This window comes from Chthoniobacterales bacterium (assembly GCA_039930045.1).
Taxonomy (GTDB): domain Bacteria; phylum Verrucomicrobiota; class Verrucomicrobiia; order Chthoniobacterales; family DASVRZ01; genus DASVRZ01.
This window is the reverse complement of sequence record JBDSQB010000005.1, coordinates 1-18,177: the sequence shown is the minus strand read 5'-3', so window position 1 is coordinate 18,177 and position 18,177 is coordinate 1. Positions and strand designations below refer to the sequence as shown.

General features: G+C 60.6%; 17 protein-coding genes and 1 pseudogene. 2 read left to right on the top strand and 16 right to left on the bottom strand.

Annotation, left to right across the window (positions count from 1 at the left end; translation table 11 throughout):
• Positions 1-4: 4 nt before the first annotated feature.
• From purB to ABIT76_04590, 12 genes are all read right to left on the bottom strand, one after another.
• Positions 5-1,300, bottom strand: a complete 1,296-nt coding sequence (purB, locus tag ABIT76_04645; GenBank protein ID MEO7932429.1) for an adenylosuccinate lyase — start codon at positions 1,298-1,300, stop codon at positions 5-7.
• 78 nt (positions 1,301-1,378) lie between these two features.
• Positions 1,379-1,552, bottom strand: coding sequence for a hypothetical protein (locus tag ABIT76_04640; protein MEO7932428.1), 174 nt, complete (start codon positions 1,550-1,552; stop codon positions 1,379-1,381).
• Between the two features lie 164 nt (positions 1,553-1,716).
• A complete protein-coding gene (def, locus tag ABIT76_04635; GenBank protein MEO7932427.1) occupies positions 1,717-2,262 on the bottom strand; it encodes a peptide deformylase in 546 nt (181 codons plus the stop codon).
• Between the two features lie 2 nt (positions 2,263-2,264).
• Positions 2,265-2,672 carry a biopolymer transporter ExbD gene (locus tag ABIT76_04630; GenBank protein MEO7932426.1) on the bottom strand — a complete coding sequence of 136 codons (408 nt, stop codon included), beginning with the start codon at positions 2,670-2,672 and terminating at the stop codon, positions 2,265-2,267.
• Positions 2,669-3,385, bottom strand: coding sequence for a MotA/TolQ/ExbB proton channel family protein (locus ABIT76_04625; protein MEO7932425.1), 717 nt, complete (start codon positions 3,383-3,385; stop codon positions 2,669-2,671). Before ABIT76_04625 ends, ABIT76_04630 begins: the two co-directional genes overlap by 4 nt.
• A gap of 12 nt (positions 3,386-3,397) precedes the next feature.
• Positions 3,398-4,381 carry a hypothetical protein gene (locus ABIT76_04620; GenBank protein MEO7932424.1) on the bottom strand — a complete coding sequence of 328 codons (984 nt, stop codon included), beginning with the start codon at positions 4,379-4,381 and terminating at the stop codon, positions 3,398-3,400.
• A gap of 33 nt (positions 4,382-4,414) precedes the next feature.
• Positions 4,415-5,122, bottom strand: coding sequence for a 2-phosphosulfolactate phosphatase (locus ABIT76_04615; protein MEO7932423.1), 708 nt, complete (start codon positions 5,120-5,122; stop codon positions 4,415-4,417).
• Positions 5,119-5,952 (bottom strand): DNA glycosylase, encoded by an 834-nt coding sequence (locus ABIT76_04610; protein ID MEO7932422.1) that lies wholly within the window; start codon positions 5,950-5,952, stop codon positions 5,119-5,121. The genes ABIT76_04615 and ABIT76_04610 overlap by 4 nt, the downstream gene beginning before the upstream one ends.
• A gap of 31 nt (positions 5,953-5,983) precedes the next feature.
• On the bottom strand, positions 5,984-6,445 hold the full coding sequence (locus ABIT76_04605; protein ID MEO7932421.1) for a response regulator: 462 nt from the start codon (positions 6,443-6,445) through the stop codon (positions 5,984-5,986).
• Positions 6,446-6,635: 190 nt separating this feature from the next.
• Positions 6,636-7,328 (bottom strand): lysophospholipid acyltransferase family protein, encoded by a 693-nt coding sequence (locus ABIT76_04600; GenBank protein ID MEO7932420.1) that lies wholly within the window; start codon positions 7,326-7,328, stop codon positions 6,636-6,638.
• An 83-nt stretch (positions 7,329-7,411) separates the two neighbouring features.
• Positions 7,412-8,005 carry a CAP domain-containing protein gene (locus ABIT76_04595; protein MEO7932419.1) on the bottom strand — a complete coding sequence of 198 codons (594 nt, stop codon included), beginning with the start codon at positions 8,003-8,005 and terminating at the stop codon, positions 7,412-7,414.
• 21 nt (positions 8,006-8,026) lie between these two features.
• On the bottom strand, positions 8,027-8,689 hold the full coding sequence (locus ABIT76_04590) for an HAD-IA family hydrolase (GenBank protein ID MEO7932418.1): 663 nt from the start codon (positions 8,687-8,689) through the stop codon (positions 8,027-8,029).
• Between the two features lie 163 nt (positions 8,690-8,852).
• Between ABIT76_04590 and ABIT76_04585 the strand changes: the two genes are divergently transcribed.
• Entirely contained in the window at positions 8,853-9,275 is a 423-nt protein-coding gene (locus ABIT76_04585) for an OsmC family protein (protein ID MEO7932417.1), read from the top strand.
• A 571-nt stretch (positions 9,276-9,846) separates the two neighbouring features.
• On the opposite strand, the gene ABIT76_04580 is transcribed toward ABIT76_04585, so the two are convergent.
• On the bottom strand, positions 9,847-11,499 hold the full coding sequence (locus ABIT76_04580) for a molybdopterin-dependent oxidoreductase (protein ID MEO7932416.1): 1,653 nt from the start codon (positions 11,497-11,499) through the stop codon (positions 9,847-9,849).
• A gap of 215 nt (positions 11,500-11,714) precedes the next feature.
• Between ABIT76_04580 and ABIT76_04575 the strand changes: the two genes are divergently transcribed.
• Positions 11,715-14,369 carry a GAF domain-containing protein gene (locus ABIT76_04575; protein ID MEO7932415.1) on the top strand — a complete coding sequence of 885 codons (2,655 nt, stop codon included), beginning with the start codon at positions 11,715-11,717 and terminating at the stop codon, positions 14,367-14,369.
• A gap of 3 nt (positions 14,370-14,372) precedes the next feature.
• On the opposite strand, the gene nuoF is transcribed toward ABIT76_04575, so the two are convergent.
• From nuoF to ABIT76_04560, 3 genes and pseudogenes are all read right to left on the bottom strand, one after another.
• Positions 14,373-15,803, bottom strand: a complete 1,431-nt coding sequence (nuoF, locus tag ABIT76_04570) for an NADH-quinone oxidoreductase subunit NuoF (protein MEO7932414.1) — start codon at positions 15,801-15,803, stop codon at positions 14,373-14,375.
• Positions 15,804-15,944: 141 nt separating this feature from the next.
• Positions 15,945-16,331 (bottom strand): annotated as a pseudogene (locus tag ABIT76_04565) (NAD(P)H-dependent oxidoreductase subunit E).
• A 55-nt stretch (positions 16,332-16,386) separates the two neighbouring features.
• On the bottom strand, positions 16,387-18,177 hold a 1,791-nt coding region (locus ABIT76_04560), incomplete at its 5' end, for a molybdopterin-dependent oxidoreductase (GenBank protein ID MEO7932413.1).

The following is an 18,177-nucleotide window of genomic DNA, read 5'->3' as shown; positions in this document are numbered from 1 at the left end:
CCTTTCATTCGAGTCCCAATGCTTTGAAAGTCGCATCGTTGTGGGCGAAATGCCGGTCGAGCGAGCAGACGTCGTCGATTTCCTGACGCGTCATGACCCGGCTGATCTCGGGCTCGGCTTCGAGGTTGTCCTGCAGGCTCACGGTTCCCTGCCAGGTCTTCATCGCGGCGCGTTGCACGGCTTCGTAGGCGGCCTTGCGGTCGAGGCCTTTTTTGGTCAGTTCCAGCAACACGCTTTGGGAAAAATAGAGGCCTTTTGTGATGCGCAGATTGCGATCCATGTTGTCGGGATAAACGAGCAATTTTTCCACGAGCGAGGTGAGTTTGAGCAGCATGTAGTCGAGCAAATTGCAGGAATCGGGCAGGATGATGCGCTCGACGCTGCTGTGGGAAATGTCGCGCTCGTGCCAGAGGGCTACGTTTTCGAGAGCGGCGACGGCATTGCCTCGAATGACGCGGGCGAGACCGGAAAGACGTTCGCCGGTGATCGGGTTGCGCTTGTGCGGCATGGCGGAACTGCCCTTCTGACCGGGGCTGAAATATTCCTCGGCTTCGAGAACTTCGGTGCGCTGCAAATGGCGAAATTCCGTGGCCCAACGGTCAATGCTCGACGCGATCAGCGCAAGCGTGGTCATGAACTCGGCGTGGCGGTCGCGTTGGACGACTTGGGTGGAAAGCGTGGCGGCTTTGAGCCCCATTTTTTCGCAAACATAGGTTTCCACACGCGGATCGAGGTGCGCGTGGGTGCCGACGGCACCGCTGAGTTTGCCGACGCGGACACGTTCGCGGGTTTGTTCGAGACGCTCAATGGAGCGGCCAAATTCATCGTGCATCAGCGCGAGTTTGAGTCCGAACGTAATCGGCTCCGCATGGATGCCGTGGCTGCGGCCGATCATCGGAGTGTCCTTGAACTCCAGGGCGCGTTTGGCGATGACGACGCGTAGTTTGCTTAGCGCTTCGAGGAGAAAATCGCACGATTGCAGCATCTGAGCCGCGAGCGTGGTGTCGAGAATGTCGGACGAGGTCAGCCCCTGATGAATCCAGCGGGCGGATGGCCCGACATAGGAGGCGACGTTTTCCAGAAACGCGATGACGTCGTGGTTAGTACGCTTTTCGATTTCGAGAATCTCCGCGAGATCAAAACGGCCTTTGGCGCGGATCTCAGCGGCGTCGGAAGCGGGAATCTGGCCTATGGCGGCCATACCCTCACAAGCAAGGGTTTCGATTTCGAGCCAGAAGGAAAATTTGCGCTCCTCAGCCCAGAGGTCGCGCATACGGGAAGTGGAATAACGGTCAATCACAGCCAAGCAGAATCCCGGTTCTGCAGAGCCATAGAAAGGAAAAAATCAGCAAAAGACCGTCTTTGCTGATTTTGTGTCTTAGCAGACTTTCGAGCGTGTGCGACGTCCGTTGGTGGCGAGGCGAACACGACCGCTTTCGAGCAGATCGGAAATGGCAGCGGCAGCTTCGCGGCTGTTCTTCGAGCAGGATGTGACGGCTACGATGAGGTCGCCGAGCGAGTAGCTTTTTTTGGTGGATCGAGTGTTTTTCATAACGGGTTCGTTGTTAACTGTTACGTTACTTAGAGCAAGGGCGATGCCACGACGTTCAAAAATCTTTCACAGAGGCGAAATCGTTCTCCTTTTGGGTCATTGTCGCCTAGGAAATGAATGATTCCGCGACACGTTGTCGCAGAAATAGACGCGAGAGTGACAGTTCAGGCGCGTTGCAGTCGCTTGAGCTTGCCGGCCAGACTTGCACGGCTGGCAGACGACATCCGGTCGATAAAGAGGACGCCATGCAAATGATCCGTCTCGTGCTGCACCGCGCGCGCCAACAATCCAGTCGCCGAAAAACGGATTTCCTGCCCGTCCAAGCCCTTGGCCGTCACGCTCACTCCGGCGGGACGCGTGATGCTGGCGCTCATCTCTGGAAAACTGAGGCAGCCTTCCTGGCCCGACTCGGTTTCTTTGGTGAATTCCAGTTTTGGATTCAGCAAAACCAACGGCATGTGATCGGCCAGTTTCACCGGTTTGCCGGCGATATGCATGGAACTCGGCCGTTCCTCGGAATCATGCACGTCAATAACGGTTAATTGAATTGCCTGCCCGATTTGTTGCGCGGCCAGACCGACACCCTCGGCAGCGACCATCGTTTCCAACATGTCCTGCGCCAGCTTGCGGATAGCCGGGGTGACTTCGTGGACTTCCTTGCCTTTGGCGCGGAGCACGGGATGTCCATATTTAACAATCGGGAGGACCATTTCTATTTTTCCTGGGTTTGAGTGAAGGCGGGGAGATTTTTTATCCCAGCTTCCTTGAGGGCGTCCATGACTTTAAGGATGAATCCGAAGGACGCTTTTTTGTCCGCGCGCAACGCCAGCGGGCGACTTGGATTCCGCTCACGAATGGCGGCGGTCAGCTCTTGCAGCGAAGCGATGGGCCGCTCGTCGAGTTGCATCTTTTCCTCGGCAGTGATCGCCAGCAGAAGCGGATCGGTCGGGTTCGCCGCCTCTCGAGCTTGCTTGGATTCGGGCAGGTTGATCGTGAGTTCCGACTGCTTCGACTTGAACGTGGTCGTCACGATAAAAAACATCAGCAAGATCGCGAAAATATCGATCAGCGAGACGATGATGATGACTGGCATCCGCTTTTTGCGGGCGTAGAATCTCATGATGGATCGTCCAAACCGGGTGTGGGTCCGACAGATTTACGAGGTTCAGTGAGACCGAGCCGGGGTTTTTGCGAGTAACATTTCCCGAGCAATTCGGCGATGATCGACTCCATTTCGACCGACATGTTTTCGATCTTGCGGGAGAAATAAGAGAACGCCACCAGACTCGGAACCGCAATCCCGAGACCGACAATCGTGGTGCTCAATGCCTCGGAAATGCCCGACGCTATGCCACTCAGATCTCCCGTGGAAGTGGCGCCGGTTCCGATGTTGGAAAACACATGCACGAGCCCGGAGACGGCTCCGAGCAATCCGAGTAAGGGTGAAATGCCGACGACGATTTCCAGCACGACGAGGCCCGCTTCGAGCCGGACGATTTCATGGCGCGCCCGCGTTTGCACGGCCTCGACGTTCTCCGACTTGGGCCATTTCAAATGATCGAGCGCCACGACCGCGACTCGAGCCAAGGCCGCTGGATCGCCTTTCACCAAGCGCGAGATGCGCTGCGGATTGTCGCCGGGTTGCAGGCGCTGGATTTCGTTTTCGATGATCGACGGCAGCACCGCGCTCCGACGCAAGGCAAACGCCCGCAGCCCGATCACCGCAAATGACGCGACCGAGCAAATGATGAGCAGGATCATGAAAAACCCGCCCTGTTTGACCAGGTGAAAGGCCGATTCGAGGGAAAATGCGAGAAAGTGGTGCGTGGTCATTCCGTGGAAAATCTAGTAAATCGTGAAGGTGAAAGGAAGCTCAAGGCGCTGCGTGTAAAGAGTACTGGCCACCTCGTCGGGGATCGGCGGAAACTCGGCATCCACAATAGATTGCGTGCAGGTGGATGCAAAACTTTCGTTCGCCGTGTTGGCGAGGACGCGCAGGTTGCCCGCCTTGCCGGAGCGATCAATCGTGAAGATGATCCGCACCGCGCCCGGAGAGACGAAGGCGGCGTCGCGTTTGATGTAAAAATACCAGCGCGAGCCGATGGCGTTTTCTACCTGGCGCAGGTAACGGCCGAGCGGCGTTCCACGCGTCGCCATGGACGGACGACCACGATTGGAAAGACTGCCCTCGATGCGAGTCGCACGGGTTTGGGGCTGATATTGCCCTCCGCCGCTGTCGGCAGGTTTCGGCGCGGGGAGTTCCGCCGGAGTCGGCGTGGCGCGGCCGAGGGCAATGGCATCTTCCGGCAGCGGCTCGGGCGTGGGCGTGGCGGTCGGACGCGGCGTGGCCTCAGCTTTGGGCGGCGTCGGCTGCGGAGTCGAGTTAGGTTCTTTTGCAGCTTGGGAAGAGGAACTGGATGTGCTCGGTTTGCCCAAAATGACGTCCTGATCTTGCAACGTCATGTCGCCCGCGACACGGCCATCGACGTTCGGCATGTTCGCGGGACCGGCACCGGGTTTGTTGCCACCGGCAGCCGTGTCGCGATCCGAATCAAACTGGGCATCGGGCGGCGGTGTCGGGGCGTCTTGAAACTGATCGGTGCGAATCGTCTCCCGCTCCGGCGGCGGCGTGGGAGCGACGGCGATGGTCGGCTCCACGTCGGGCAGAATCGTCAGCTCGACCGGTTTTTCCTTCGGCAGCGGGACCGGCGGCTGATTCGCCTTTAACTCCATCCAAAATGCGAAAGAGAAGAGCAGCAGCAGATGAAAAAAAATCGACGCCAGCACAGCGAGCGTCACCTTTTTTTTCGAGTGGGCCGACTTCTCCATGCGAGCGACAGGATACAGAAACGAACTGCTTTGTCACGGGCGCAACGCCTCGCCAGACAGGATGCCGGCCGTTGCGCAAACGCTTACTTGCGAGCACCATTCGACTTCGGCGCTGCGGCCGCGTTCGATCAGGCGGCGCCCGTTTCGCGAGTCGGCCAGCGCGGCAAACGGATCGCTGGCGTGCGAACGCCAAAGCGCGAGGAGCATTTTTGCGGCGTCATCGGAATGGAAGTCGAATGTCAGCTCGCTCAGCAGCGCGCCGGCGGCGAGTCCGTCCTCGATGGCAAAATCGCGACCCGTGCCCGCGCAAACGAGCAGCAACTCTTCCGGCGGATGCGTCGCCAGATAGTTGGCGACAGCGCGGATATTCAAGAGCGCACCAGCGATCACCGTTTGCGCATGAGCCACGGCGCGCAGGGCGATGGTGCCGTTGGTCGTGGTGCTGATGATTTCCCGGCCCGCGAGGTCACGGTATTCGAGGGGAGAATTGCCCAGGTCGAAGCCTTCGATTTTCTCCCCATGCCGTTCGCCGCCGAGCAGCGCGTGCGGATATTTCGCCCGAAAAGCGTGCGCCTCGGCGATGTCCTTCGCCGGATAGATCGCACTCGCACCCGACTCCAGGGCGGTCGTCATGGTCGAGGTCGCCCGCAAAACATCGAAGACGACGGCGGTGATTCGAGTTAGATCCGACTTGGGCAATTGGTCGATTTCGGCGGGCGTGAGGACAGCGGCGACTTTCATTTCGATGGACGTTTTTTCATGGTCAGCCGGGCGTGATGAAACAGATATTGCTGCGCGTAACCGGCATACGGCCCGAAGTGAGTCGCGGAGAAATGGCGCAGTCGCTGCGAAGTCACTTTTCGCTTTTTCGCGAAATACAACTCCCGCAAAACGCGCTCGATCCACACATCGATGGGAAATGCCTCCAATCGTTCGTAGGCGAAAAGCAGCACGCAGTTTGCCACTTTCTCCCCCACCCCGGGCAATCGGCACAGTTCCCGGCGCAACTCCGCCGTGGGCAGCGAGCGCAGGCTTTCCAAGTCGATTTCTCCATCCGCAATCATGCGGGCGGCTCCGGCTAGATTCTTCGCCCGGAAGCCCAGGCGCGACTCGCGCAGGGCGGCTTCCCCAGCGTCCGCCAAGGCGGCGGGCTCTGGATACGCATGGAACTCGCCTGTGATTTTTTCTCCGTAACGGCGGCGCAGGTCGAGCGAGATTTGCCGGATGTGCGGCACTTGTTTCAGTGCCGAGGTGATGAAAGTCGCGAGGCATTCCCACGGTTCCTGACGCAAAATGCGGAGTCCGCGACAAAATTCCACCGCCGCCGTCATCGGGGTATCCGTCGGAAAAGTTCCCTCGATTTCCAGCAGCGGATGATCGAGCGCGAAATACCGCGCGACGGTTTCCGGGCGACCTTCAGTGATATCGAGGACGTCGCCCGACTGACGCAGCGTGACGAGTTCGCGTCCGATCAGGCCGGAAAATGTGTCGCCGTCGCGAAACCAGTGGAAGACCTGCCCCGACTCCAGCGTCTTCGCGAGATCGAATGTCGGGCAGGGAATTTCAGGCACGCGCGCAGTCTATCACGCGCCGCGGAGAAAATCAGGATTTGGGCGTCTCGAGTTTGGTCTTGATCGCCTTGATCAAGGTCGAGGGCACGTAAGGCTTCGGCAGATAAGACTTGGGGTCGGAATCGCCCGTGGAATCGACCATCGAATCCATGCTGTAGCCGCTGCTGTAAATCACCTGGAGAGTGGGATTATCCGCGCGCATCATCTGGGCGACTTGCGTGCCGGAGAGGCTGCCAGGCATGATCATGTCGGTCAAAACCAGATCGACGGTGTCCTTCTTTTGCTTCCAGAGCGCGAGCGCCTCGTCGCCGGACGACGCTTCCAAAACGTGATAACCCGAGTTTTCCAACACCATGCGGGCGAGTGAGAGAAGGACGGGCTCGTCCTCAATGACGAGGATGGTCGGCTTGCTCGCGGCCTGCTCAGCAAACTTGGGCTGAAGAACGATGCGCACGGTGATGCGCTGTGTATTGGGGGCTGAAAGTTGTGCCATACGGTCTTCTAAAGCAGGAGGCAGGCCACATCAGATTTGAGAAAGGCAATGAGGGCGAAAAATGTTCGTGCTTCGCTGCGGCGGCGGCTACCTGAATCGAATCCAACTCGTTTTCACGAGGGAAAACCGGCTGGTTTGCCGAAAACGACTCAGCCAGATTTTTTGAAAAATTATTTGAAGCGGAGACGATTTATTTCCCGGCGGCCGGATGGCATTGGCAGATTTGGCGGTATAATTCGCAAAATTGAGCTTCTAATTCTAGACAAAGAACCTCGCGGGCCTCCTTGGCTGGCAAGTCGAGTCGCGGATAAATCGGCTGCCCCACATTCATCCAGACTTCACCCCGGCGCGCGGGCAGCCAGGGCTCGACGCGGCAGAGGGCTTGCACGCCCAAAATCACGCAGGGCACCACGGGCGCACCGGTCCGGCGAGATAACAACCCGACTCCCTTCTTCAGTTGGCCGCCATGGATCACGCTGTCCGCGCCATCGCGCACCTCGCCCTCGGGACAAATCCCAATGTTGCCGCCAGCCTTCAACGTCCGGATCGCCGTCCGGATCGCCCGCACCGGCACGCCCTGACGGTGGATTGGGATCGCACTCACCGCGTGCAGCAAAAAAGCCCAGAGCGGATGCTGGAAAAATTCCACACGCGACAGCCAGTCCACTTTGCGTGGAATCAGGCCGCCCAAAATATGCGCGTCGAGATGGCTGTTATGATTCGTCGCGAGGATGAATCCACCGGGCAGATCGGCGGGAAATTTCCCCACCCGGCGCACCCGCACACAGCAGAGCAGGATGGCCCGGATCAGCGTCCAGCCGGTCCAAAAGCAGACGCTTTGGACGAGTCGCGGCAGCGTGAATTGATAAACCTTGGGAGCCAAATGAGACGAGTTGAGCCCGTAATTTTTTCACCCGCCCGCAGTCAAGGCAAGCTCCCTCGTGCAATATTCCAAATGGGTCCGACCTAGATCGGAGCGCAGAAAGTCTGCACGCAATAGACCCGCTCAAACCCGCGGCTATCCTGCGCCGTGGCAAACCCGAGCCCGATCTGGGAATACGGTCTGCCGAGCATGTTTTGGCGATGGCCGCGGGAGTTAACCCATTGCTGGACCACGCTTTTGGCGAGGGCGCGATAGGTGTATTCGAGGGCGGCTGGAGCGGGCGTTTGGTGCCGGCTTTTCGACCAGGCCTGCATGTCGCGGAAATCCACCGAATACGTCAGCGCGATGTTTTCCGCATACGCCTTCGTCTCCAAACCCACGCCACGAATCCGGTCGGTGAGCGTCCTCTGACCTGCGTCATTCGGGTTGCGATGGGCAAAAAACTTCTCCTCGGCCATCGCCTGGGCGTGACCTTGCGCGGCCATGTTTAACGGCGGGCACATCGTCAGCGCCTCCCGTCCCTGGCTCATGCGAAAACGATTCGTCTCCTCCACCACGAGGCGGGCCAGGAGATTGCGATCCAACTCGCCCCGGGCGACCGACGTATTTTCACCCGCCGCGTAGCCGGCCAGCGGACTGAAACAGAGAACGAGAGTGAGGAAAATTGACCAGCGCATAAGGTGTAAATGGGTTGATTTCTATTTAGCAGCCGCCGTGCCATTCCGTTTCGCCAGAGGCAGCTCAAACTCCGCCAGACTCCCCACCTGCCTGTCGGCCAGCGATAAATCCTGGTGCCTCGTCAGAGCCGATGGAACGGCGATCACGGTCAGCCCGGCGGCTTTCGCGGCGGTGATTCCGGGTTGCGAATCCTCAAACGCCAGCGACTCGCCTGCCGTCGCGCCGAGATCCGCCAGCACGCGCAGATACACCTCCGGGTGCGGCTTTGGCGAGGTCACTTGATCGACCGTTCGCAACGCCTCGACATAGTCGCGCAACCCGAGCCTCTTCAGTCCCTCATCGACCCAGATGAAAGTCGAATTGCTCGCGACTCCGATGCGCCAGCCCTCGGCGCGACCCCGTTCCATCAGCTCCCGAACGCCGGGCAGAATTGTCTGCCGCAACTGACGCTCCGTGAGTTTTCTGCGGCGCTCGAGGTTGATTTCCACCCAGTCGAATGCGAGTCCGGTGGAGCGTTCCAGAGTGGACTTGGGGTCAAATGCGTTCACCGAGCCGACGGCGGAGGTCCAGACCTGCTCGGTCAATTCCACGTTGTAGCCGGCGTAAACTTCCTTCCACGAGAGGTATTCCGGGTATTCGGAATCCACCACCAAACCGTCGTAATCAAATATCAGCGCCTTCAAAATGGACGGTCACTTTATTCAGCCTGAGAAAAACGCAACTCCCATGGGCGGGCGAGAGGCGAGCAGGCTCCGGGGAGCGCACGCGACTCGCGTGTGCTCCCCTACTTTCAGCTCTCGCGCTTTAGAGCGTGCGTTGGGGATGCTGGGTGTCAGACTGTCGGGCATGGTTCAAATCGATATTTCCTACGAAGGCGGGCTGCATTGCACCGCGACACACGGGCCCTCGGGCACTGTTCTCACCACCGACGCTCCGGTCGATAACCAGGGAAAAGGCGAAAGTTTCTCCCCGACGGACCTCATCGCCACGGCGCTCGGCACCTGCGTGGCGACGACGATGGATATTTATGCCCGCCGCAAAAAGATTGATCTCACCGGGCTGCGGATCACGGTGAAAAAGGAAATGAGTGCCGTCGCGCCACGCCGCATCGCGAAGCTGGAGACGGAGATGTGGCTCCCGCTGCCGCTTTCCGCGGACCCGGAGCGCACGTTGGAAAAGGTGGCGATGTCCTGCCCCGTCCATACCAGCCTCAGTCCCAATGTAGCCCTGCCGGTGACGGTCCATTACCTCGCGGAAGTGGGGAATTAGAGGCGAATCAGAGAACCTATCGAAAGTCGCACGCATCGAGTCCCATGGCTCCATGGGAGCCTAATATCTATAGAACCAACGCTGGAGAAGACGCATGAGCGCCGTAGGTGCGGCATGAATTTCCCGGTTATCAGGGACATGCCGGTCCTACGGACCTGATTCGAACCGGAAATAGATCCGCTATAGATAGGCCGACCCTAATGGGTCTGTGCGACTACGCTCTCTTGGTCGAATTTAGCGATCTCCGAACGAAATTGAGGCGTCTCTTAGTCAATTCTAGGCGTCTCTAAGTCAATTTTAAGTCTCTCTGACTTAATTTTGAAATCCTCTCAGTCAAACCTTGGCATCTCTCAGTCAATTTTCACCGTCTCTGGCTCGATTTTAGCGCCCTCTGACTCGATTTTAGGCTGCTCTGAGTCGATTTTTGTCTCCTCTGACTGAATTTTCGGCCCCTCTCAGTCAATTTTAGGCTGCTCTGACTCGATTTTAGACCTCTCTGAATCAATTTTCGGGCGCTCTCAATCGATTTCGGTTCGGGGTCATTCTTGCGCGATGCCCCGAGACGTTTTCTTTAAAGCTGCACGCCGAGGTCGCCGATCTTGCTGAGGCTGCGACCGGTGAAGGCGGGGACTTTCGATGCCATCTGCGAGAAGACTTCCTCGATGGTGTAGATGCCATTATACCCGGTGATCGCCTGAATGAGGTCGCGGAGGATTTGCCAATCGTCGTGGGCGAGGCCGGGGGTCTGGATGGCCTGGTTGAGGCGTTGCAGGCGGTTTTTTCCGTTGATCATGGAGCCGCGTTTCTCGGCGAAACTGGCCCCTGGCAACACGATGCTGGCGTGTTTCGTGGAGGCATTGGGCAAAATGTCGAGGACGACCAAAGTTTTCAGTCGAGTTAGATCGGATTCTGCCAATCCGATGGCGACGGCGTTTTCCCCGAGGAGGATGAGGCCCTCGATGGCGCTGGATCTCACGCCCTCGGCGATGGCCTGGAGGCGGGCACCGGGTCTTTCGCCGGTGAGGCCGAGGAGTTTCGCCCCGGCGGTGTTCGGGTTGCGGTCGGCGGCGATGAGGATGCCGTCGGGCTCGCCGGTGCGCGGCAGGATGTCGATGGCTTTGATGCCGAGGGCGTCGGCGAGGCGCCTGGCGAGGAAGAGTTCTTCGTTGGTCATGCGGCCACTGGCGATGAGGGCGATTTTTCCGGACTCAATCGACTTCAACTGCGTTGCGGCGGTGGAAATGGCGTCGGCCCAGGTGGTGTTGGCGAGCGCGCCTTTCTGGACGGTCTGCGGGTGGAGCAGACGGTCGTCGCGGTGAATGTATTTGAAGTTGAGCCGGTGGCTGTCGGGCAGCCAGTTTTGGTTCACGTCGTTGTTTTCACGAGGGGTGATGCGGTAAATCTGGTTTTCACGAGCGCCGATGATGATGTTGGAGCCGGTGGCGCAATTGACGTCAATAGTTTTGGTTTCCTTGAGGAACCAGACGCGCATTTTGAAGCGAAAATCGGTGTTGGTGAGCGCACCGACGGGGCAAAGATCGACGGTGTTCAGGGAATAATTCGAGTCGAGTACCTTGTCGGGATGGCAGCTCAGGGTGGTGTGGCTGCCGCGGTCGGTGAAGCCGAGGACGTCGTCATTCGCGACTTCTTTCATGAAGCGAATGCAGCGGGAGCAGAGGATGCAGCGTTCGTCGTCGAGGGTAACGCGCGGCCCGAGCTGGACGTTTTTCGGTTTTTTGACTTTGTGCTCGAGGAAACGGGAGCTGCTCTGGCCGTATTCCACGCTAAATTCCTGGAGGCGGCATTCACCGGCCTGGTCGCAGATCGGGCAATCGAGCGGGTGGTTGATGAGGAGAAATTCCATGACGCCCTTGCGGCATTCCTGGACCATCGGTGAATCGGTTCTAACTCCCATGCCTTCCGCAACGTCCTGGGCGCAGGAGATTTGCGGACGCGGAATCCAGTTAATGACCGGGAAACCGTCCTCGCCGAGTTCGATTTTGCGCTCGGGTGTCATCTTCGGCATGCCCATTTCGACGAGACACATGCGGCAGTTGCCAGGAGAGCTGAGTTTCGGGTGGTAGCAGTAGCGCGGGATGAATTTTCCCGCCTGCGAGCAGGCTTCGATGACGCGGGTGCCCTTGGCGATCTTATGCCAGACGCCGTCGATCTGGACGTTGAGGAGGGTCACGGGTGGCGGTGCAGTTTCGGTGGCGGTGCTCATTGTAAAAAGTTCGGGTGGAACATGGCGGATGCGGGGAAATTTGGGAAGTGAATTTGCGCGGTTCCTTGGAAATGATTGGGTCGCTAACCAGTCGCGCTGCATTAAGATGGGCGGGAACATCATATGCGGCACTTTACCTGCTGCTTTTCCAAACTATTGCTGGAAGCCTGATGCCGGATCTGCCAAATCTTGCCCCAGTTTCTGGTTTCTAACTCATGCAAGCCGAGCTTTCCCCCAATGAAAAACGCCGTCTCGAGGTGTTGCAAAGTTATGCTGTGATGGATTCCGAGCCGGAGGAGGCCTATGACGAACTCACCCAGATGGCTGCGCAAATTTGCGACACTCCGATCGCTTTGATCAGCCTCGTGGGCGAAGATCTGCAGTGGTTTAAGTCGCGCGTCAATTATTCGCCTCTGAAAACGCCGCGAGCCGAGTCGCTCTGCGCCCATGCGATTCTCCAAGATGAGTTGTTCATCGTTCCCGATCTGCAGGAGGACGAGCGGTTCCGCGATCATCCGCTGACCAAGGCGCAGCGCCCGATGCGTTTCTACGCCGGAGTCCCCCTCGTCGCACCGGAGGGAGTCAGTCTCGGGACGATTTGCGTGATGGATTACGAGCCGCGCACGCTCACACCCATGCAACAGCAGACGCTGCAGGTGCTGAGTCGCATGGTGATGGTGAAACTGGACTTGCGCCGGAAAAATTACGAGCTCTCCAAGAGTGGGGCAGCGCAGTTGCATCTTAGCGAGGACCGCCTGCGCATCGCCCTCGATGCCGCCCAACTCGGCACTTGGGACACGGCGATGGACACCCGCACCACGACTTGGGACCAGCGGGCGCGTCAACAATTTGGCTTGCAGGCGGAGATGTCGGACCCGGAGTACACCCTCGAATGCATTCATCCCGACGACCGGAAACGCGTCCAGATGGAATCCCAGGCAGCCCGCGAAAGTGCGGACGGTATCTATAAAACTGAGTTTCGCGTGATCTGGCCGGATGGCTCGATCCACTGGATCGCCTGCCATGGCCGGGTGGTATTTGCCGGCGAAGGCGAAAACCGGCGGGCCGTGCGCATGACCGGGGTCAACCGCGACATCACCGAACGCCGCCGGGCGCAGATCGCGCTGCAAACGAAGTCCGAGCTGCTCACTGCCGTCAGTGAATCGCTCGAAGTGTTCCTGGCCCTCGGCGATTGGAGCAAGGCGCTCGGACGGCTGCTGCGCTGTGCCTTGGATCAAACCCGAAGCAGTTACGGGTTTATCGCCGTGCTCACCGACGATCGCAAGGAACTCCGCGTCCTCGCCCACGAGGGAATGATGAACCACCCCGAAGCCTCGCCGGCGTTCACACAAATGATGGAGGCCAGCTTCAACGAAAAAGGTTATCTGGCGTTCACCAAGTGCGACAACCTCTTCGGGGAGGTGATTCATTCTGGAAAAGTCCTCATCACCAACGAGCCGATGGCATCCGGCCAACCGAATCTCCTGCCAGAGGGTCATCCGCCGCTCAACACCTATCTCGGCGTCCCGATTCTGCGCGGCGCCGAGGTCGTCGGCATGATTGCGCTGGCCAATCGCCCCGAGGGTTATTCCACAGGAGAGCAATCGCAAATGGAGATGCTCGTGCAACAGGCGGGCGTCCTCTGCGACAGCTACCGGCAAAAAGAGCGCGAGACGCTCCTGAAGCGCGACCACGAATCGCTCGAACACCAGCTTCGGCACTCTCAAAAAATGGAGGCCATCGGCCAGCTCGCCGGCGGTGTGGCCCACGATTTCAATAATCTGCTCACGGTCATCACCGGCCACGCCGAGCTGAGTCTCATGCAATTCCCCATCTCGGGTCCGCAGCGCGATTCGCTCCTCCAGATCGCCATGGCGGGCGAACGCGCGGCGCAGTTGACTCGCCAGTTGCTCACGTTTTCGCGGCGCCAGCTTTTCCAGCCGCAGCCGGTTCGCATCAATGCGATCATCGAGGAAATCGTAAAAATGCTCCGCCGCATGGTCGGCGAAAATGTCACCATTGAAATGGAACTCGCCCCTGCCCTGCCCAACGTCCAGGCCGATGGCGGGATGATTGAGCAAGTGCTCATGAATCTTGTGGTCAACGCCCGCGACGCGATGCCGAGTGGCGGTCAGATCGTCATCAAAACCGGCACCTGCGTGATCGACGGTGCCCATTCCCAACTCAAGATTGGGGCCAAACCCGGTCGCAGCGTCTGGCTCAGCGTCACCGACACAGGCACCGGGATCGATCCCGAGCATCTCGCCCATATTTTCGAGCCGTTTTACACGACGAAGGAAGTCGGCTCCGGAACCGGACTCGGCCTGGCCACGGTTTACGGCATCGTCCAGCAGCACAACGGCTGGATGGAGGTCGAAAGCGAAGTCGGAAAAGGCACGACTTTCACTGTGCTCATCCCGGCGACGACCGAGGCGGCGACAGGCCAGGGTGCCTCGAACGCCGACGATTTACGCGGTGGAAAAGAGACGATTCTCCTGGCGGAGGACGAGGAATTTGTCCGCACTCTCGCCAAGCGCGTGTTGGAAGACTTGGGTTACATCGTCCTGGAGGCCACGACCGGCGCCGAGGCGCTCGAAGTCTGGGAACAACACCAGAGTCAAATCGGACTCCTGCTCACCGACATGGTCATGCCCGGGAAATTATCCGGTCGCGATGTGGCAGAAAAAATTCGGCTCACGCACCCGCAGTTGCCAGTGATTTATTCGAGCGGTTACAGTCAGGAATTACTGAAATCCGGACTGGAACTGAGTGACGGCATTACTTTTCTGCCGAAACCGTATCGTCCGCAAGCGCTGATCGAAACCGTCCGAGAAGCCCTGGACTTCGGACGAAAAACTGCCTCCAGTTAGGCGTTATTTGCTGGCGTCCACCGCCATCAAACCCGCTCCACGAGCGCCGAGCTTGGTCGGAATCTGGTCGTGTTCGATGATTTCCTCTGACGTGTATTCCGGCGGCATGGGCGGTGGAAGCGGCTTGAGCGATTTCGTCGAAAACTCCTCGGGAAACTTCGCGAGGAAGCTCTGCGTCGGCCAACTGCACGCCTCGCCAAACGCGCAAATCGTCTTGCCCGCGATGTTGTCGGCGACGTTTTTCAGCACCGCGGGATCGGTGTCCACGCCACCACCAGCGACGATGCGGTCGGTGATTTTTTTCATCCAGAGACTGCCTTCGCGGCACGGCGTGCATTGGCCGCAGCTCTCGTGGGCGTAGAAATTATTGATGTTGTTCAGCACCCAAACCATGTCGCGGGTGTCGTCCATCACGATCACGCCGCCCGAGCCGGCCATCGAGCCAACGGCGGCGAGCGAGTCGAAGTCGAGCCGGATGTCTTCGAGCCCGATCTCTTTGTCCACCATCGAACCGTCGGCGGCTTTTTCTTTGATTTTGTATTTTTCGCCTGCGCGAAGAACCTTCGCTGAGCTGCCACCGGGGATGACGCCCTTCAGTTTGCGACCGGGTTTCATGCCGCCGCAGAAGTCGTTGATGAGTTCGCCGAACGTGATCGAGCCGACTTCGATTTCAAAGTAACCCGGCTTCACCACGTCGCCGCTAACGCAGACGATGCGAGTTCCAGTGTTATTGGGGCGACCGATTTTGGCGTATTCCGCGCCGCCCATGCGCACGATGTGCTTCACGTGGCAGAGCGTTTCGACGTTGTTAACAATCGTCGGGCACTGATAAAGACCTAACACCGCCGGAAAATACGGCGGCTTGATGCGCGGGTAAGCGCGCTTTCCTTCGAGCGATTCGATGAGGCCGGTTTCTTCGCCACAAATGTAAGCACCCGCGCCGCGATGCACGTAAATCTCCACGTCGAAGCCAGTGCCGAGGATGTTTTTGCCGAGGAAACCCTTGGCGCGTGCCTCTTCGATGGCCTTTTCCGCAATCTTGGCCGCCTCGGGAAATTCCCCGCGAATGTAGAGGTAGGCGAGGTGAACATTCAGTGCCCAGCACGAGATGAGCATCCCTTCGAGAAGCTGATGCGGGTCTTGATGCAGAATGTAGCGATCCTTAAAAGTGCCGGGCTCGGACTCGTCGGCGTTGCAGATCAGGTAGCGCGGCAGCGCCGTCGAGCGCGCCCCCTGCCACTTCACTCCCGTGGGGAAGGCGGCGCCGCCGCGCCCCACGAGCTTGGCCTCGACGACCTCCTTGACCACCGCCGCGGGGCCCATCTCGAAGGCGCGGCGCAGGGCGTGGAAGCCGCCGGCGGCGCGGTAGTCGTCGAGACTGGTGGGATCCACCCGGCCGACGCGGGCGAGCAGCTTCAGGCCCGGTTGTCCCATCTGCGGCACGGAGACCGCGAGGTCCGGCTGCGGCACGGGCGCGCCCACCACGGCGGTCAGGATGTCGCCGCTGGTGGCCGGCGCAATGTCCCGATCATGGCGGTCGCGCGGCGGGCTGCCGGCCGCCACCACGAGCGCCGCCGGCGCCCGCTCGCAGAGGCCGAGGCAGGGGCTGCGGTGCCAGGTGGCGTGGCCGTCCCGGCTCTCCCCCTGGGGGCCGAGCATCGCCTCGACCTCGGCGCAGAGCTCCTCGGCCCCGCGCGTCCGGCAGGCGATGTCGTCGCAGACGTGCACGGTCACCGGCGGGTGCGGCCGGGTCTGGAACAGGGCGTAGAAATCGGCGACGCCGAACGCCTCGGCGGGGGGCACCTGCAGCCGGAAGCAGGCGTAGTTGAGCGCCCCCGGGCTGATCCACCCCTTGCGGTCCTGGATAGCGTGCAGGACCGGGATCAGATACTGCCGGCGGCCGCCGGCGTTCGAAGGGAGATCCACGGAAAGACCCGCAAGACAGAGATCGACGGCCTCCATCTCCTCCGGGTCGGCTACGTCAGCGGTGAAGTGCAGGTCCATTCGTGTCGTCCGTCTAGACCAGAGCCGGCTGGCCCACCGGCTCGATCCGCACCGCCGTCGCCTTGAACTCCGAGGTTCCGGAGAGCGGATCGACGGCGTCGATCGTCAACTCATTGGTCGCCACCTGCTCGGGGAAGTGGAGGGTCATGAAGGCGAGCCCGGGCCGCAGTCCGGCATCGAAGCGCGCCGGGGCGACCACCGCGCCGCGGCGCGAGATCACGCGCACCAGATCCCCGGCGGCGATGCCCAGCCGCCGGCCGTCCTCAGGATGGAGATCGATCCCGGCGGGCCGGCGGTTCGGCGAGGCATAGAAGCCGGTCTGCACGCCGGTGTTGTAGGAATCCAGATGCCGGCCGGTGGTCAGGCGGAGAGGGAACTCGTCGGTCAGCTCATCGACTGGCGGCGAGTGATCCGCACAGGCGAAGGGCGCCCGCGGCCCCACGACCGGCCGCTGCCAGAGCCGGCCGTGCAGGTACATCTCGCCGGGGTGAGACTCGTCGTAGCAGGGCCACTGCAACCCCTGCTCCGCCTCCAGCCGCGCGTAGGACATGCCGGTGTGCACCGGCGAAAGCGTGCGCAGCTCGTCCCACAGCTCTTCGGCCGTCGGGTTGCCGAGGTCGCGGCCCATACGGCGGGCGAGCTCGCAGAGGATCTCGAGATCGTCGAGAACGCCTGGCGGCGGCGGCACCGCCCGGCGCACCCGCTGGACGCGGCGCTCGCTGTTGGTCACCGTCCCCTCGGATTCGCACCAGCCGGCGGCCGCCGGCAGCACCACGTCCGCCAGCTCGGCGGTGGCGGTGAAGATCATGTCCTGCACCACCAGGGTCTCGAGGCCGCGCAGCCGCTCGATGGTGCGGTGCTGGTCCGCCTCGGAGTTGGCCGGGTTCTCGCCGATCACGTAGAGGGCCGTCAGCTCGCCGCGCTCCATGGCCTCGAACATGTCGGAGAGGTGCCAGCCGCGCCGGGGCGGCACGGGCACGCCCCAGACGCGCTCGAAATTCGCCCGCAGCTCGTCGTTCTCGACATGCTGGAAGCCGGGCAGCCGGTCGGGCAGGGCGCCCATGTCGCCACCGCCCTGGACGTTGTTCTGTCCGCGCAGGGGGGCGACGCCGGAGCCGTAGCGCCCGACGTGGCCGGTGAGCAGGCTGAGATTGATCAGCGCGCGGACGTTGTCCACCGCGTTGTGGTGCTCGGTGATGCCGAGCGTCCAGCAGATCACGGCGCGATCGGCGCGGGCGTAGGCATGAGCCAGCTCGCGGATCTGTGCCGCGGGCACGCCGGTGACGGCCTCGGCGCGCTCCAGCGTCCAGGGCTCGAGGTGGCGGCGGAGCTCCGCGAAGCCGCTGGTCGCGTGCTCGATGAAGCTGCGGTTCTCGAGGCCCGCCGCCAGGATCTCCCGGGCCATGGCGTTGGCCAGCGGGATGTCCGTGCCGACGTGGAGCTGCAGGTGCCCGTTCCCGGGGACCGCCCACTGGGCGGACGAGCTCGTCCGCGGATCCACGACGTAGAGCTTCGCGCCGTTGCGGATCCCCTTCAGCACGTGGTGGAAGAAAATCGGATGCGCGTCGCGGGCATTGCTCCCCCAGAGGATGACGAGATCCGTCTCCTCCATCTCCCGGTAGGAGGTGGTGCCGCCGCCCATTCCAAAGACCGTCGCCAGACCGACGACGCTGGGAGCGTGTCAGGTGCGGTTGCAGCTATCGATGTTGTTGCTGCCCACCACCGTCCGCGCGAACTTCTGCGCCAGATAGTTCATCTCGTTGGTGGTCTTGGAGCAACTGAACAGCCCGAACGTGGTCGGGCC